This window comes from Ralstonia sp. 25mfcol4.1, assembly GCF_900104095.1.
Lineage (GTDB): Bacteria > Pseudomonadota > Gammaproteobacteria > Burkholderiales > Burkholderiaceae > Cupriavidus.
The window spans coordinates 362,349-377,620 of sequence record NZ_FNJO01000002.1; the positions used below are offsets into that span (position 1 = coordinate 362,349).

The window sequence follows — 15,272 nt, forward strand, 5'->3', positions numbered from 1 at the left end:
CGATGCACAAGCCAAGGCCACGGGCGTCGCGCATTCTGGCCGCGCACTGGGTACTGGTCACGTCGCTGCCCGTGGCAGCACTGGCCGGCGAGTCCGGCAAGGCGGCCACGGTCGCGACGGTGCATTTCAACGCGCAGTTCCTGAAGCGGCCGGACGGCTCCACGGTCGATGTCAGCCGTTTCGCCAGCGGCAACCCGGTCTCGCCCGGCGACTACCCCGTCGACATCTACCTGAACGGCGCCTGGATCGCGCGCGAGACCGTGCGGTTCCGTCCGCTGGACACCGGCGTGGCGCCCTGCATGGACGGCGCGGTCATTGCCCGGCTCAACCTCGACGAACAGGCGTTGCCGTCCACCAACCGCAACGCCATTGCCCGGGCCATCCGGGGCCAATGCACCCAACCGTCAGCGATCTCGGAGGACATCGGCTGGTCGTTCAACCTCAACGACCTGCGCCTCGACATCAGCATTGCCCAGGCCCTGCTGCGCCGTACGCCGCGTGGCAGCGTCAGCCCCGAACTGCTGGATCACGGCGTGCCCTCGGCCACGGTTGCCTACAACCTCAACACGTTCCACACCACGGGGCATGGCGGGGGCACGTTCACGTACCTGGGTCTCGACGCAGGCCTGAACATCGGGCCCTGGCACCTGCGGCAGCGATCGTCGATGAGCTGGCAGTCTGTCGGCAAGGACAGCTACAACTACCAGAACATCGCCACCTATGTGCAGCGGGACATTTCCGCCTGGCGCAGCCAGCTCACGCTGGGCGATGCCTATACCGATGGCGCCGTCTTCGACAGTTTCTCCGTGCGTGGCGCGAATCTGGCCAGCGACGACCGGATGCTGCCGGACTCTTCGCGCGGCTACGCGCCGCTGGTGCGCGGGGTGGCGCGCTCGAATGCGCGCGTCACGGTATCGCAGAACGGCAACAAGCTCTATGAGACGACCGTCGCCCCCGGCCCGTTCGAAATCAAGGATCTCTACGCCACCGGCTACGGCGGCAACCTGCTGGTCACGGTGACCGAGGCCGACGGCAGCCAGAGCAGCTTTACGGTGCCCTATGCATCGGTCGTGCAACTCCTGCGCCCCGGCATCACCCGCTATTCGGCGGCGGCAGGCGAATACCGCAACGGCTCCGGCATCCGGAAGCGGCGCGAGAAGCTCGTGCAAGGCACGGTGCAGCACGGCTTCAACAATCTCGTTACCGGCTACGCGGGGCTGGTGCTCTCCGAGGGATACCAGGCGGGTCTGCTCGGCGCGGCCTTCAACCTGCCCGTGGGCGCCTTCGCACTGGACGCCACGCATGCGCGCGCCATGATCCCCGGCTTCGAGGACAACAGCGGGCAGAGCGTGCGCATCAGCTACAGCAAGTTCGTGCCGACGACCAGCACCAACATGACCATCGCGGCATACCGCTACGCAACCCGCGGCTTCTGGACGATGCGCGATGCATTTGCCGCGCGTTCCAGCGGCGGCAACGCCCGCGCGGCGGACCGGCAGCGCAGCCAGATCCAGCTCACCTTGAACCAGAGTCTGGGCGATCGATGGGGCAGTCTCTATCTGACCGGCACGTCGGCCGAGTACTGGAATCGGCGCGGCACCGCGCTGATGTTCCAGGTGGGCTATTCCAACGCGGCCCGCCTGCTGGGGCTGCCGGTCGCCTACAACATCTCGGCATCGCGTCAGCGCGAGCTGATGACCGGACGGTTCAGCACGCAGGTGTTCGCCAGCCTGACCGTGCCGCTGGGAAAGGGCGGCCATGCCCCGATGCTGTCTTTTTCCGGCACGCATGACAGCGGCAGCGACGCGTCGCAGCAGATGCGGCTGAGCGGCACGGCGCTGGAGGACAACGCGGTGACCTATGGCCTGAACGTCGACCGGATGCCGCACGCGACAACCGGCGGCGGCAATGTCCAGTACCGCACGCCGTACACCACGGTATCGGCGTCGGTCAGCGGCGGCAGCCGGTACACCCAGTACTCGGGCGGACTGCAAGGGGCACTCGTGGCCCACGCGGGCGGCGTCACGCTGGCCAACTACCTGGGCGACACGATCGGCATCGTCGAGGCCAAGGGCGCCTCCGGCGCGCGGGTCGCCAACGCGCCGGGGGTCAGGATCGACGCGTTCGGCTACGCCATCGTGCCGTACCTGCAGCCATACAACATGAACACGATCGAACTGAATCCGAAAGGCTTGCCCCTGGACGTTTCGCTCGAAGCCACCAGCACCCAGGTGGCGCCGCGTGCCAACGCCGCCGTGAAGATCCGGTTTGCCGCGCTGACCGGCCGTTCGGCCATCGTGTCCGCCACCCTGCCGAACGGCAAGCCGCTGCCGTTCGGAGCAACGGTGTCGGACGACAAGCAGGCCGATATCGGCGTGGTGGGTCAGAGCGGGATCATCTTCGCGCGGGGCATCGAGCAGGCCGGGCAGTTGCGGGTCACCTGGGGCACGGACAACAGCCAACGCTGCACCATTGCATACGAACTGCCGCCGAGAGACCCGAGCGCCACGACGTACGCCCACGTGCGAGCCGTATGCCAGCCTCAGCCCCATAAGGAGTGAAAAGCGTGAAGTCACACCAGCGCCGCATCCAACCACTTTCAGGCCGCACCGAGCGCATCGGCCGGTTCGCGATACCGGGGCCGATCTGGCTTGCGGCCTGCTTGCTGGTCTCGATGCCCGGCACCGCCCATGCCCAGACCACCCGGCAGCTCAATCAGTGCCCTGGACAGGTTTCGGGGCAACTCGCGTTCCGCACCCTCCAGCTGGCCCGCGATACGCCGATCGGGGCGCCGATCAGCGAGGTGCAGACGCTGACCTATTCGTTTCGATGCGAAAGCAACAAGCGGAACGCAGGGCCATTCCGGGCGAGCGGGCACGTCTCGCTGCCCGTATCCGCGACCGTTCCGGATGCGTGGGAAAGCGGTACGCCGGGGATTGGCATACGCGTCACTGACTCGTATGGCGACAGAGTCGTGTCGAACATCGGCACCCCAGCAAGCATCGTGATCGGTCCGTCCATGGTCCGCGGTGGCTCCATGACCACGCAGCTCAGTTTCCAGCTCGTCAAGACCGGCACGATATCCAGCACGCAGGTTCGAAGGCAAAGCATGCTGGCCTTCTACACATACTCTGCTTCCAGCCTGTCGACCTACGGCGTGCCGTCCGCGCAGACCGCACTGCCGAGCACCGCATTGCCGGCCGCGCGGTCGTGCAGGGTAACCACCCCCGACGTCAGCGTCCCGCTGCTGGCCGCGCACGCCTACGATCTGGGCGATGTGGGCTCGACCACCGGAAACACCACCTTCTTTATCGGCCTGCAATGCGACAACGACGCGAACGTCTACATGACCCTGACGGACGCCACGATGCCGGGCAACCGGTCCGAACTGCTCACGCTCACCAACGATTCCACGGCACAAGGCGTTCGCCTGCGCATCCGCAATCCGGACAACGAGCCTGTCAGGTTCGGGCCCGACTCGGCCACGGCAGGAACGTTAAACCAATGGCGTGTCGGCCAAACCAGCGGCGCCATGAACATCCGGATGAGTGCCGAGTACGTATCGACCGGCAACGTCACACCTGGGACCGTGCGTGGCGTGGCCACGTTCACGATGAGCTACCAATAGCCCGAGCCCGCCGTGAGGCGGGCGGGCCGGTAGGCGTCCATCAGGGATTGATGGCCGGATGCTTGAGCGCGTGCGCGGCCTCTGCCATGTGCTGGCGGTAGTTGCGGTCGTCCTGCGCCAGCCCCAGTTCGCCATGGCGATAGGCCATGGCCAGCGTCTGGATCGACGCGGGATGCTCGCGTTCGGCTGCGGCTTCGTACCACGCCACCGCACGGGCATCGTCCTGCGCCACACCGTCGCCTTCGCGATAGGCATTGCCGAGCAGGAACATGGCCTGCGCCACCCCGCCGTCGGCCGCCACCTTGAACCAGCGTGCCGCGCTGGCCGGATCGGGCATGCGGCCATGGCCGCCGCGATACAACAGGCCCAGGTAGTAGGCCGCGCCGATGTCACCGCCATTGGCCGCCGCATCCAGCAGCCGCCACGCCAGCGACTGGTCTGCCCGGCCGCTGGCCAGCGTGCCCAGCATCGCCGCCTTGCCGAGCAGGAACTGGGCACGCACATGGCCGCTGTCCGCCGCCATGCGCAGCCAGCGTTCGCCATCTGCACGGGTGGTCGCGTCGGTGCGTGACATCATCGTTTCGCCAAGTGCGGCCCGCGCGGCGGTTTCGCCAGCGCGGGCGGCCTGCTGTAGCTGATCCAGCGCCCCGGCATCGCCGGCCGATGTCGCCAGCAACTGCCACTGCGACAGTTCGGCGTGGCGCGTGTCGGACTGGTGCCGCCACACCGCTGCGCCGGCCACGCCGGCTGCGGCCACCGTGACCGCCAGTGTCGCGGCCGCGAACAGCGGATGAACGCGCGGCAGACGGCGCGATGCGGCGCGCGTGGGCGCGAGCGTGGCGGAAGCGGTGGCTTGCATCGTGGATGGATTACTGGTTCAGGTCGATCTTGTACTTCGACAGGTTCTTGCCAGAGCCGTCGTCGGCCGCGACCAGCGACACGCCGGCCACGCCGCCCGCCGTTGCCTGCGCCAGCATGCCCACGCCCGAGCTGAACACCACGTCGCCGGCGGTCGCCACCTTCGTGAAGTGCCAGCTGCGGGCGCTGCCGTTGGCGGCGCGGGTCACGTTGGCGACGGCCTTCACGTACTGGATCAGCACGTCGCGGTTGGCGTCCGGCGACGCGTAGACCGTCCTGGTGCCGTCCAGGCCCGGGAAGTTGCCACCCCCGCTGGCGCGGTAGTTGTTGGTGGCCACGATGAAATCCATGGCCGACGTGACCGGCGCCCCCTTGTAGGTCAGGTTCTTGATGCGGTTGCCGACTGCCTGCGTCACGTCGATCTCGTACTGCATGTCCGCGTCGTTGAACATGTCGAAGTTGTAGCCGGGGAACGTGCTGATCAGCTGCTGCTCGGTGGCCAGCGCCGGGTTGATCTGGTTGAATCGCCTGGCCGCGGTCTCCAGCCAGGCCTTGAGTTCGTCACCATTGACCTTCACCGCGTAGACCGTGTTCGGGTAGAGGTAGAGATCGGCCGCGTTGTTGATGGCCAGGTTGCCGGAGGCCACGTCGGTATAGTCGTTGCCGCCGCCGAAGCCGCTCTTGAACGGCGCGGAGACCGACAGCACCGGCAACGAGGCCAGCGCCGGCAGGTTGGCGGTGATGTAGTCCTTCACGTACTTCGCCTGCGCCTGGTTCACGATCTGGATCGCGCCCGGGTCGCCCACATCGGCAAAGTAGCTCGTCATCCGGTAGTTCGTGCTGCCGATCGGCGTCTTCACGTACTGGATGGTGGCCTGGTGCTCGGTGTCGACGGCTGGCGCCACGCTGGCGTCGGCGGCCACGTAGCTCTTGTCGGCATTCTGGATCGAACGGGCCTCCACCCTGGTGTTGGCGCGGTCCACGCTCCAGTTCTTGCCGTCGTAGTTCAGCGCCAGGTTGACCACGCCCAGGTGCTTGCCCCAGTAGTTGGCCATCACGGTCGGCACGCCGTTGACCGTGCCGCGGGCCTTGTCCACGCCCGGCAGGTTGAACTGGCCCACCGTGCTCGTGGCGTCGGGGAAGATCTGGTGCGAGTGGCCGATCAGCATGGCGTCCACACCATCGACCTTCGACAGGTGATAGCTACCGTTCTCCATCGTCGGCGAATACGTGGAATTGTCCAGCCCGCCGTGCGAGATCACGACCACCAGGTCGGCGCCCTTGGCGCGCATTTCGGGGATGTACTTCTTCGCGGTCTCGACCACGCCTTCGGTGTAGACCTTTCCGTCAAGCCAGCGCTTGTCCCAGCTCAGGATGGCCGGCGGTGCGAAGCCGATGATGCCGACCTTGATCGGCGCCGACAGGGCCTTGCCGTCCGGGCCGGTGGCCGTGATCGTCCTGTTCAGGATCGCGTACGGCTGGAACAGCGGCTGGCGCGTCTTCACGCTGTAGACGTTGGCCAGCACCTGCGGAAACTTCGGCCCGGCGCAGGACTGCTGCGCCGACGGATCGGGCAGGCCGTCGACATTGAAGCGGTTGCCCGTGACCTGGCTCAGGTACTGCAGGCCATAGTTGAATTCGTGGTTGCCGATGCCGCCGCCGTCGAAACCGGCCGCATTCATTACCTTGTACATGGCCAGCGTCTCGCCGCAGCCGACCGGCTTGACCAGCGCCTGGTAGTCGGACAGCGCGGTGCCCTGGATGGTGTCGCCGTTATCCAGCAGCATGCTGTTCGGGAATTCCGCGCGTGCCGCCTTGATCAGCGTGGCCACGCGCTCGAAACCGATCGACTTGTCCTCGGCGAGCTTGAAATAGTCATAGCTCAGCACATTGGTGTGCAGATCGGTGGTTTCCAGCAGCGCCAGCGTGGATTTCGTGCCGGCCGGGATCGACGTGTTGCCGTTGTTGCCGTCACCGCCGTTGTTTGCGTTGCCCGCGTTGCTATTGTCGTCGGAGCCGCAGGCGGCCAGCGCCGCGGCGGCCACGGCCGCCAGCATGGCGGCCCGGATGCGATGGTTCTGCATGGTCTCGGATTCCCTGTCGTTTTCTGTTTATGGCGCAACCCGGGGAATTGTCGGCAGCCGTGATGGCAGGGAAGTGGCGAAATCGCGTCATTACCGTGACAAGCCGCACATATATGGCAAAAACGTCATATTTGCCCGACGCCGGGGCGGGCAGGACTATTCCGGTTGGCTGAAGTCCCTTATCCGTTCGCGCAATTGACGGTGCGTTATATAGGCGCTTATATTGCGGATCCAGCCCATCGCGCCCTCCTCATCCATCTGACGCCTCTGCCATGAGCCTCCATCCCTTTGCGCGCCGTGCCGCCGCGGGCGCCGCCCTGGTTGCCCTGACCCTGGCCGCGCCGTCGGCCTTTGCCGCCGACCTGGTGGTATCTGCCGCCGCCAGCCTGACGAACGCGTTCAAGCAGTTGGGCGAGCAATTCGAGCGCGTCCATCCCGAGACGAAGGTGGTGCTGAACTTTGGCGCGTCGGACGTGCTGATGCAGCAGATCGTCAAGGGTGCGCCAGCCGACGTGTTCGCCTCGGCCGACCAGAGCGCCATGGACAAGGCCGAGGCCGAAAAGGTGGTGCAGGCTGCCACGCGCAAGGATTTCGCGGCCAATGCGATCGTGCTCATCGTGCCGCATGACAGCAAGCTGAACATCGCCGCGCCGAAGGACCTGAGCCGCGCCGATATCAGGCGCATTGCCTACGGCAACCCGTCGTCGGTGCCGGTGGGCCGCTACACCAAGGGCGCGCTGGAGTCACAGGGGCTGTGGGGTGCAGTGGAGGCCAAGGGCGTACCGGCCCAGAACGTGCGGCAGGCGCTGGACTATGTGGCGCGCGGCGAGGTCGATGCGGGCTTCGTGTTCGCCACCGATGCCGCCGTGATGCCGGAGAAGGTCAAGGTGGCCACGCGCGTGCCGACCCCGACGCCGGTGACCTATCCGATCGCCGTGACCACGCAGAGCAGGCAGGCCCCTCAGGCCAACGCGTTCGTGCAGTATGTGCTATCGCCCGAAGGCCAGGCCACGCTGGCCAGGTACGGTTTCCAGAAGCCCTGAGTCACCGCGGCCGGCTCTGGTAACCTCGTTCACCCAACTCACTGTCTGAAGCCATCGCCATGGATGCTGTCTGGGTTCCGCTGCTGCTGTCGCTCAAGGTAGCGGGATGGGCCACGTTGCTCAATGCCGTGCTTGGCGTGGCCGCCGCCTATGCCATCGCGCGCTGGCGCTCGCGCGCGCGCGATGTGGTGGATGCCATCCTGACGCTGCCGCTGGTGCTGCCCCCAACCGTGCTGGGCTACTACCTGCTGGTGCTGGTAGGACGGCGGGGCGTGTTCGGGGCCTGGCTCGAAACCCTGAGCATCGAGCTGGTATTCACCTGGCAGGGCGCGGTCCTGGCTTCGACCGTGGTGGCGTTTCCGCTGGTGCTCAAGTCGGCGCGCGCCGCGTTCGAGGGCGTCGATCACCAGCTTGAAAATGCAGCCCGCGTGCTGGGCGTCTCCGAATCCGCCATCTTCTTCCGCGTGACGCTGCCCATGGCACTGCCCGGCATCGTCGCCGGCGTACTGCTGGCCTTTGCGCGGGCGCTGGGCGAATTCGGTGCCACGCTGATGGTGGCTGGCAACCTTCCGGGCCGCACCCAAACCCTTTCCGTAGCCATCTACGAGGCCGTACAGGCCGGCAACGACGACACGGCGAACCTACTGGTGCTGGTGACGTCGCTCACCTGCATCGTGCTGCTGGTGGTGGCCGCGCGCCTGGTACCGCCGGCCCAGCGCGGCGCCGGCAACGTGTTCGAGCGCCGCAAGTTCCGGCGCGACGCCATCACCGGGTGAGATCGACATGAGCATGCAGATCACCGTCCGGAAACGCATGGCATCGCAGGATCGCCAATTCGCGCTCGATATTTCCTTCGAATCGGATAGCGGGCGCATTGCGCTGTTCGGCCCGTCAGGGGCCGGCAAGAGCCTGACGCTGCGGGCTATCGCCGGACTGATGGCACCCGACAGCGGCCGCATCGTGCTCAATGGCCGTACGCTGTTCGACAGCGACACCGGCATCGACGTACGGCCACAGGAGCGCCGCGTGGCCTACCTGTTCCAGGATTACGCGCTGTTCCCGCACCTGACCGTATCGCAGAACATCGCGTTCGGGCTCAAGCTGGGCTGGCGTAATCCGGCACGCCGCGCGCTGCCGCCCGAAGCCGCCCGCTGGGTCGAGGCATTCGGCCTGCGGGAAATCGTCAACCAGTATCCGTCGCAGATTTCAGGCGGGCAGAAGCAGCGCGTTGCGCTGGCCCGCGCACTGGTGGCGCGGCCCGACATCCTGCTGCTGGACGAACCGTTTTCGGCACTGGACCCCGCCTTGCGCGCGAGGATGCGCGAGGAACTGCGCGCGCTGCAGGAAAGCCTGGACGTGCCGATGCTGATGATCTCGCACGACCCCGAGGACGTCGAAGTGCTGGGCGACCACGTGCTGGAAATCCGCGATGGACGCATTCACGCCAGCGGCCGCGCGCACCGCCACCCGCCGGTCTACGCGCCCGTGAGCGCCCACGCCATCTAGCGGTCAGGCACCCTGCTGGCGCAGCAGGTCAAGGTAGGCGCCCTCGATCAGGGCATCGGGTGGCACGCCCAGCCGGGCCATCAGCGTGTGGGCCTCCGTCACGCCGGCATCCACCGCCTCGCCGTCGCGCAGCACCACTTCCAGCTCCAGGAAATCGCCCAGTCCTTCCACGCGGTCCAGATGCACGCGGGTGCGGCCCACCAGGAACAGCGTGCGCACCTTGCGCACCCGGCCGATCGAGCCGTGCGCAGCGGTCAGCGCGTCGCGCAGCGTGTCGGGTGATGCGGTGGGCGACAGGATATAGAAGCTTTCCTTGGGCCCGGCCTGATCGGGCCGCGCGTAAAAGATCAGCTGGCCCGACGTCGCGTCGAACGCGCGCAGCTTCAGGCGCCCGTTCGGGCACGGGAAGAAGGTGTCGTCCTGCTCGATCCGTTCCGGGCCCTCGGTGGCGATGGCCGCCGCCCGCGGCACCAGCGCGTCGACGCTGTCGATGCGCGCCTTGATTTCCACATTGCGTGCCATGGCTCAGATCATCGTGCCCAGGATCACGCTCGACGCCTTGAAGATCGCCAGCGCGCGCACGCCTTCCTTCAGGTCGAGGTCGGCCAGCGCCCCGTTGTTGATGATGGCCGCCACAGTGCCGCCGCCATCGAGTTCGAGTACCACCTCGGCATTGACGACGCCGGGCACCACACGGGCGACCGTGCCAGGCAACTGGTTGCGAGCGGAGAGCCGCGCGGCGGGGTCCGGCAGCCCGATCAGCACCGACGACGCCTTGACGAGCGCGAACGCCTCGGCGCCCGGCGTCAGGCCCAGCGTTTCCACGCTCTCATGCGTGATCGTGGACACGATACGCAGACCGCCCGGCAGCGCCAGCGTGACTTCGTCGTTGACGGCGCCGGCCCGCACGGCCTCCACGCGGCCGAACAGCTTGTTGCGCGCACTGGTCTGAATCATCATGCGTTGGATCAGGTGGATATCTTCGGGATTGGCATCGGACATCGCCCCGGCCCGCTCCAGATGGGCGATGAACCGGGCGTGCTCGGCTTCCATCGCGCGGTAGGTGGCGATCAGGCGCGCGGCCCGCTCGGTCAGCCGTGTGCCGCCGCCGCCCTTGCCGCCGGCGGCGCGTACGACCAGCGGCTCGCCGGCGCTGTTGTTCATGGCGTCGATGGCATCCCATGCGCCCTTGTAGCTGATGCCCACGGCACGCGCGGCGGCCGTGATCGAGCCGTGTTCGCCGATGGCCGCAAGCAGCGCGATCCGGTCGCGGCCGCCCCAGTCCTGCTTGCCGGCGCGAAACCAGATGGCGCCCTGGAGTTCGAGCATGCGCTGACCTGTGTGTAATGAAGGGAACGCGTATGGTACCGCCAGACGCACGCGGTGCGTGACCGGCCGTGGTCCGGTGTCAGCTCTGGTGGGCCGGGATGTACCAGCGCATGATGCTGCCGGCAAAGTACTGCTTGTCGAACTGCCGCAGCAGACGCCAGCAGGTGAACGGGTCGACCGCAAGGTCCACCCACGCCCAGGGATGATCGGCGTCGCCGTCGCGCACGATCTCGACGGAGTTCACCTTGGCATAGTCCTTGAGTTTGTCGCGCAGCATTTCCTCGGTCACATCACGATGCAGCCCGCGGATCAACACCTGCATGGCAGCCTCTCCCGCATTGGAAAGTGGTGATGCATGTATTCTAGGCCGCGCTTTGCCTCCTGGCGGCCGGCCGATGCGGCAATCGCACGTTTCACGCCATGATGTGTACGCCACCGTCCACGTACACCGTATTGCCCGATACGCGGCGGGCATAGGGCGTGGCCAGGTAAGCGGTGGTAAAGCCCACATCCATGATGTCGACCAGTTCGCCCAACGGTGCACGGCCGGCCGCCTCGGCCAGCAGGACATCGAAATCCTTGAGCCCGGACGCCGCGCGCGTCTTGAGCGGCCCCGGCGAAATCGCATGCACGCGGATGCCCTTGGGCCCGAGTTCATAGGCCAGGTAGCGGCAGGTGGCCTCCAGCGCTGCCTTGACCGGCCCCATCAGATCGTAGTTCGGCACCACGCGGTTGGCGCCGTCATAGCTCATCGCGAACAGCGTGCCGCCCTGCCCCATCAGCGGCACGGCCCGGCGCGCCATGCGGATGAACGAATGGCACGACACATCCATGGCCCGCGCGAAACCGGCGGCCGACGACTGCAGCAGCCCGCCCTGCAGGTCGGTCTTGGGCGCGAAAGCCACCGAATGCACCACCGAGTCGAGATGGCCCCACACCTCGCCGATGCGCGCGAACAGCGCATCCATCTGGGCATCGTCTTCCACGTTCAGCGGCATCAGGATCGGCGCCCCGATCTGCTCCGCCAGCGGCGCCACATGCGGATAGGCCTTGTCGTTCAGATAGGTCAGGGCCACCTCGGCGCCCATCTCGTGAAACGCACGTGCGCAGCCCCACGCGATGGAATCCTCGTTGGCGACGCCAACGACGAGCACGCGGTTGCCGGACAGCGGGGGACTAGGAACCTGGAGCATGGGCAAACCTCCCGTTGCTTGCTTTCTCTGCTGGCTTCGCCTCTTGCGCTTTCGCGGGAAAGGCAGGAAGCCAGCGACATAGCGCTACGCCTTCGCTTCCTGCGTGGCCTTGCCGTTGCCGTGGTCGGTGCCGAATATCTCGGCAACCTCGCGGTAACGGGCCAGCCATTCGGCATCGAGCGGGCCACCCACGGTCAGCACGCGATGCGCCAGCACCATGATGCGGCGGCGCTCCTTCATCTCGGGCACTAGTGCCGGCAACGCCCGGATGGCCCCTTCGGGGTCCAGACTGACGATATAGCTCTGCCGGCGCACCGCGTCCTTGAATTCCGCCAGCGTGATGCGCTGTTCCGGCGGGTTCTCGCGCGCCAGCTTGCGCAGCAGGTTGAACGGCCGCTCCTCGATGGCCGAGCGGCCCTGCGTCACATAGGACAGCACGCGCAGGAAGGCATCGAGTGGCGTGCCGGTGTCGATCTCGCGTTCCGCCTCGCGCCGCCGCAGCTCGGCCACTTCCTTGCGCAATGCCGTGATGGCGGGCGATTCCGGCGCCTTCGGCGTGGCCGTCATGCCGAGCATCGCCGGCAGCCACGGCGTGGCATAGAGCGATTCGAACATGCGCTCCTGCCAGGCGTCGCGCGCATCGCGATACTGGTCCAGCGAGCGCACGATCTGGTCGGACACGGCCTGCTGCATCGCCAGGAACGGATTGTCGGCGGACACCGGCTGGCGCGCATCGCGCACGGCCGGCGCCATCGTGGCCACCCACTGCATCCACGGGTTGCTGTCGGCGAACAGGGAGCGTTCGAGCCGAGACGGGTGAATCGCGCGAATGCCCTCGGCCGTGGCCTCGTTCGCCATGGCGCGGACGAACGGCGATGCATACGTGTCGTACAGATGCTGGTTGATCTCCGCCACGCGGCGCACCACCTCGAACGGCTTCTCGTCCTCGCGGCCGTCGTCCAGCGCCAGGATGTCGTCGATGGTCCGTCGCTCGAAGCGCACCAGGTAGCGGCCTTCGATCAGGTCGGTGTGCGGGGCATCGGGTGCAACGTCCTCGATCTTCGCTTCATACAGCCCCGGGGGCAGCACGTCGATCAGGTCGAGCGCGCAGAACAGCTCCGAGTGCTCCTTGTTGGCCACGCTGCCCGAGACGAAGATGCCCAGGTGTCCGATGGACGGATGCAGGCAATAGACGATGGTCTGATCGTTGGCCACCAGTTCGTCCACGCTCGCGTAGAGATCGGGAATCCAGTTCAGCGCCTGCTGCGGCGGCGTGATGTTGTCCCCCCAGGAGGCGAACACGATCACCGGCGAGCGCACGTTGCGCAGGTCGATCACGGTCTGGCCATCGCTGCTGCGCACCTCGCCCGCCGTCAGGTGGTTGCCGACAAACAGGTTCTGCACGATCCAGTCGATTTCGCCGCGGTTCATCAGGAAGTGGCCGCCCCACCAGCGTTCGAACTCCAGGAAGCGGGGCCCTTCCGTATCGACCTTGGCATAGACGTTGTACAGCTTTTCCCAGAGCGTGTTCGACGGATTCAGCTTTTCGAAATTCTGCACCAGCCAGGCGCCGTCGAAACGGCCATTGCCCAGGTCCGCCGCCAGTGACGACAGCCACGTGCCACCGAGCAGGCCGCCCGAATAGCGCATCGGATTCTTGCCGCGCACGCCCGACCAGTAGGCCACCGGCGCGCCGGCCAGCAGGATCGGGCCGGTCGCTTCCGGCGAAGCGGCCGCCAGGATCAGCAATGCCCAGCCGGCCTGGCAATTGCCGACGACGAACGGCTTGCCCGGCGCATCGGGATGGCGCTCGGCAACCGCCTGCAGGAACTTGCCCTCGGTACGCGCCACATCCTCGATCGTCTGGCCCGGGCACGGGTCACGGAAGAACGTGATGAAGTAGCACGGATGGCCGGTGCGGATGGCGTTGCCGATCTCGCTGTCGGCCTTGAAGCCGCCGATGCCGGGACCGTGACCCGCGCGCGGGTCCATCACCACGAATGGGCGCCGGGTCATGTCGGTGGGATGCGCGGCCGGCGGCACGATGCGCAACAGCGCGTAGTTCACCGGCCGGGGCAGATCGCGCCCGTCCATCAGCACCTCGTAGTCGAAGACAAGCACGGGCGGCATGCCACCGCGCTCGTGCTCACCGGTCTCGTTGCCCCGTTGGCGCAGCACGTCCAGGAACAGGATGGAACGTTGCCAGGCGTCGAGCCCGTATTCCCACGCAGCCTGCGCCACCGGATTCATCGGCACCGGCGGGAACATGGCGGACGGGAATGGTGAAGCGGGGAAGGTGGCCTGGGCAGCCGAGGCGGCTGGATCAGCCGGCGTGCCCTGCGGGGCGGCAGGGGCGGAGGCGTCCTGTCCGGATGCTTGCCCCGGGACAGGTTGGCGTGCATTCATTTCCGTTTCTCCTTGGGGATTGGCGGAGTCAGATGGCGTGCAGCGTGGCGCGGACATCGCTTGCTGCGATGCAACAGTAAAAATCTACCAGCCTGGGCCCGCCCTGACAACCGTTACCAAAGTCCAATGCGTCGGACCGCTTCGCGTGTGACAGGTGCAAGTCATCGATACGGCGCTCGCGTTGGCCTATACTGGCTCGGAACGTTTGCGCAACGCAGCATCCATGTATTGCCGGATGCTGTCCGATGGATTTCCAGGTACCTGCCCATGCCGACACCATCGTCCGACGACAAATACGCCCGGCTGCTCGCACGTTGCGAGGGCCTTCCCCCGATCCCGACCGCCGTGGCCCATCCTTGCGACTATTCGTCGCTCGATGGCGCGCTGGAAGCGGCGCGGCTCGGGCTGATCGTGCCCATCCTGTGCGGCCCCGAGGCCCGCATCCGCGTCGTGGCCGCCGAACACGGGCTGGCCCTGGGCGACACCGAGATCATCGACGCGCCGCACAGCCATGCGTCGGCGGAATGTGCGGTCGAGGCCGTTCGCACGGGCCGGGCCGAACTGCTGATGAAAGGCAGCCTTCACACCGACGAATTGCTGCATGCGGTGGCGCGCAGCGCCAGCGGCCTGCGCACCGGGCGGCGGCTGTCGCACGTGTTCGCGATGGATGTGCCGAGTTATCACAAGCCGCTGTTCATCACCGACGCCGCCGTCAACATCTTCCCCACGCTGAACGAAAAGGCCGACATCGTGCGCAATGCCATCGACCTTGTGCGCGTGCTCGGGGTCGATCGGCCCAAGGTGGCGATCCTGTCCGCCGTGGAGACCGTCACCGACAAGATCCCGTCGACGATCGAAGCCGCTGCGCTTTGCATGATGAGCCTGCGGGGGCAAATCGAGGGCGGACTGCTCGACGGGCCGCTGGCGTTCGACAACGCCATCAGCAAGGCCGCCGCCGACACCAAGGGCATCAAGTCAGAGGTGGCGGGCGACCCCGATATCCTGCTGGTGCCCGACCTGGAAGCGGGCAACATGCTGGCCAAGCAGCTGACGTTCCTGGCCGGCGCCGAAGCCGCGGGCATCGTGCTGGGCGCGCGCGTACCGGTCATCCTGACCAGCCGCGCCGACAGCGTGCGCGCCCGCATCGGCAGTTGCGCCATCGCGGTGCTGCTGGCACATTCGCGGCGCACCGCGCAAACCGCCGTACCGGCCTGAGGAGACCCTG

General features: G+C 66.9%; 13 protein-coding genes. 6 read left to right on the plus strand and 7 right to left on the minus strand.

The annotated features are described in order from the left end of the window. Window positions 1–2 precede the first annotated feature (2 nt). Together BLQ58_RS04755 and BLQ58_RS04760 are read left to right on the plus strand one after the other, a co-directional pair. Entirely contained in the window at window positions 3–2,561 is a 2,559-nt protein-coding gene (locus BLQ58_RS04755; protein ID WP_254775806.1) for a fimbria/pilus outer membrane usher protein, read from the plus strand. A 5-nt stretch (window positions 2,562–2,566) separates the two neighbouring features. Continuing rightward, window positions 2,567–3,628, plus strand: a complete 1,062-nt coding sequence (locus BLQ58_RS04760) for a fimbrial protein (protein ID WP_092595064.1) — start codon at window positions 2,567–2,569, stop codon at window positions 3,626–3,628. A 40-nt stretch (window positions 3,629–3,668) separates the two neighbouring features. Here BLQ58_RS04760 and BLQ58_RS04765 read toward each other — a convergent pair whose 3' ends face one another. Both BLQ58_RS04765 and BLQ58_RS04770 read right to left on the minus strand, forming a co-directional pair. Beyond that, entirely contained in the window at window positions 3,669–4,487 is an 819-nt protein-coding gene (locus BLQ58_RS04765) for a tetratricopeptide repeat protein (protein WP_092595066.1), read from the minus strand. Window positions 4,488–4,497: 10 nt separating this feature from the next. Further along, window positions 4,498–6,570, minus strand: a complete 2,073-nt coding sequence (locus BLQ58_RS04770; RefSeq protein WP_092595068.1) for a bifunctional 2',3'-cyclic-nucleotide 2'-phosphodiesterase/3'-nucleotidase — start codon at window positions 6,568–6,570, stop codon at window positions 4,498–4,500. A gap of 272 nt (window positions 6,571–6,842) precedes the next feature. Between BLQ58_RS04770 and modA the strand changes: the two genes are divergently transcribed. From modA to BLQ58_RS04785, 3 genes are read left to right on the plus strand one after another with little or no spacing between them, the layout of a single operon-like run. Further along, on the plus strand, window positions 6,843–7,613 hold the full coding sequence (gene modA / locus BLQ58_RS04775; RefSeq protein WP_092595070.1) for a molybdate ABC transporter substrate-binding protein: 771 nt from the start codon (window positions 6,843–6,845) through the stop codon (window positions 7,611–7,613). Between the two features lie 59 nt (window positions 7,614–7,672). Then, window positions 7,673–8,389 (plus strand): molybdate ABC transporter permease subunit, encoded by a 717-nt coding sequence (gene modB / locus BLQ58_RS04780; protein ID WP_092595072.1) that lies wholly within the window; start codon window positions 7,673–7,675, stop codon window positions 8,387–8,389. A 7-nt stretch (window positions 8,390–8,396) separates the two neighbouring features. Then, window positions 8,397–9,119: a sulfate/molybdate ABC transporter ATP-binding protein gene (locus tag BLQ58_RS04785; RefSeq protein WP_092595074.1), complete on the plus strand. Its 723-nt coding sequence runs from the start codon at window positions 8,397–8,399 to the stop codon at window positions 9,117–9,119. Between the two features lie 3 nt (window positions 9,120–9,122). On the opposite strand, the gene BLQ58_RS04790 is transcribed toward BLQ58_RS04785, so the two are convergent. The 5 genes from BLQ58_RS04790 to BLQ58_RS04810 all read right to left on the minus strand — a co-directional run bounded on the left by BLQ58_RS04790 (window position 9,123) and on the right by BLQ58_RS04810 (window position 13,909). After that, window positions 9,123–9,641, minus strand: coding sequence for a class IV adenylate cyclase (locus tag BLQ58_RS04790; protein ID WP_092595076.1), 519 nt, complete (start codon window positions 9,639–9,641; stop codon window positions 9,123–9,125). 3 nt (window positions 9,642–9,644) lie between these two features. Continuing rightward, complete coding sequence (locus tag BLQ58_RS04795) at window positions 9,645–10,448, minus strand: TOBE domain-containing protein (RefSeq protein ID WP_092595078.1); 804 nt, start codon at window positions 10,446–10,448, stop codon at window positions 9,645–9,647. A gap of 79 nt (window positions 10,449–10,527) precedes the next feature. Beyond that, window positions 10,528–10,770: an RNA recognition motif domain-containing protein gene (locus BLQ58_RS04800; protein WP_092595080.1), complete on the minus strand. Its 243-nt coding sequence runs from the start codon at window positions 10,768–10,770 to the stop codon at window positions 10,528–10,530. Between the two features lie 91 nt (window positions 10,771–10,861). After that, a complete protein-coding gene (fabI, locus tag BLQ58_RS04805; RefSeq protein WP_092595082.1) occupies window positions 10,862–11,641 on the minus strand; it encodes an enoyl-ACP reductase FabI in 780 nt (259 codons plus the stop codon). A gap of 84 nt (window positions 11,642–11,725) precedes the next feature. Beyond that, window positions 11,726–13,909 carry a DUF3141 domain-containing protein gene (locus tag BLQ58_RS04810; protein WP_092595084.1) on the minus strand — a complete coding sequence of 728 codons (2,184 nt, stop codon included), beginning with the start codon at window positions 13,907–13,909 and terminating at the stop codon, window positions 11,726–11,728. A gap of 264 nt (window positions 13,910–14,173) precedes the next feature. Here BLQ58_RS04810 and BLQ58_RS04815 point away from each other — a divergent pair, with 264 nt between their 5' ends. Continuing rightward, window positions 14,174–15,262, plus strand: coding sequence for a bifunctional enoyl-CoA hydratase/phosphate acetyltransferase (locus BLQ58_RS04815; protein WP_302847627.1), 1,089 nt, complete (start codon window positions 14,174–14,176; stop codon window positions 15,260–15,262). Window positions 15,263–15,272: the final 10 nt, after the last annotated feature.

What these genes read in the sequence shown, in the direction of transcription:
- BLQ58_RS04755 (WP_254775806.1), top strand. Translation starts at nt 3, where the DNA reads ATGCACAAGCCAAGGCCACGGGCGTCGCGCATTCTGGCCGCGCACTGG.
- BLQ58_RS04765 (WP_092595066.1), bottom strand. Translation starts at nt 4,487, where the DNA reads ATGCAAGCCACCGCTTCCGCCACGCTCGCGCCCACGCGCGCCGCATCG.
- BLQ58_RS04770 (WP_092595068.1), bottom strand. Translation starts at nt 6,570, where the DNA reads ATGCAGAACCATCGCATCCGGGCCGCCATGCTGGCGGCCGTGGCCGCC.
- modA (WP_092595070.1), top strand. Translation starts at nt 6,843, where the DNA reads ATGAGCCTCCATCCCTTTGCGCGCCGTGCCGCCGCGGGCGCCGCCCTG.
- modB (WP_092595072.1), top strand. Translation starts at nt 7,673, where the DNA reads ATGGATGCTGTCTGGGTTCCGCTGCTGCTGTCGCTCAAGGTAGCGGGA.
- BLQ58_RS04785 (WP_092595074.1), top strand. Translation starts at nt 8,397, where the DNA reads ATGAGCATGCAGATCACCGTCCGGAAACGCATGGCATCGCAGGATCGC.
- BLQ58_RS04790 (WP_092595076.1), bottom strand. Translation starts at nt 9,641, where the DNA reads ATGGCACGCAATGTGGAAATCAAGGCGCGCATCGACAGCGTCGACGCG.
- BLQ58_RS04795 (WP_092595078.1), bottom strand. Translation starts at nt 10,448, where the DNA reads ATGCTCGAACTCCAGGGCGCCATCTGGTTTCGCGCCGGCAAGCAGGAC.
- BLQ58_RS04800 (WP_092595080.1), bottom strand. Translation starts at nt 10,770, where the DNA reads ATGCAGGTGTTGATCCGCGGGCTGCATCGTGATGTGACCGAGGAAATG.
- fabI (WP_092595082.1), bottom strand. Translation starts at nt 11,641, where the DNA reads ATGCTCCAGGTTCCTAGTCCCCCGCTGTCCGGCAACCGCGTGCTCGTC.
- BLQ58_RS04810 (WP_092595084.1), bottom strand. Translation starts at nt 13,909, where the DNA reads ATGTTCCCGCCGGTGCCGATGAATCCGGTGGCGCAGGCTGCGTGGGAA.
- BLQ58_RS04815 (WP_302847627.1), top strand. Translation starts at nt 14,174, where the DNA reads ATGCGTCGGACCGCTTCGCGTGTGACAGGTGCAAGTCATCGATACGGC.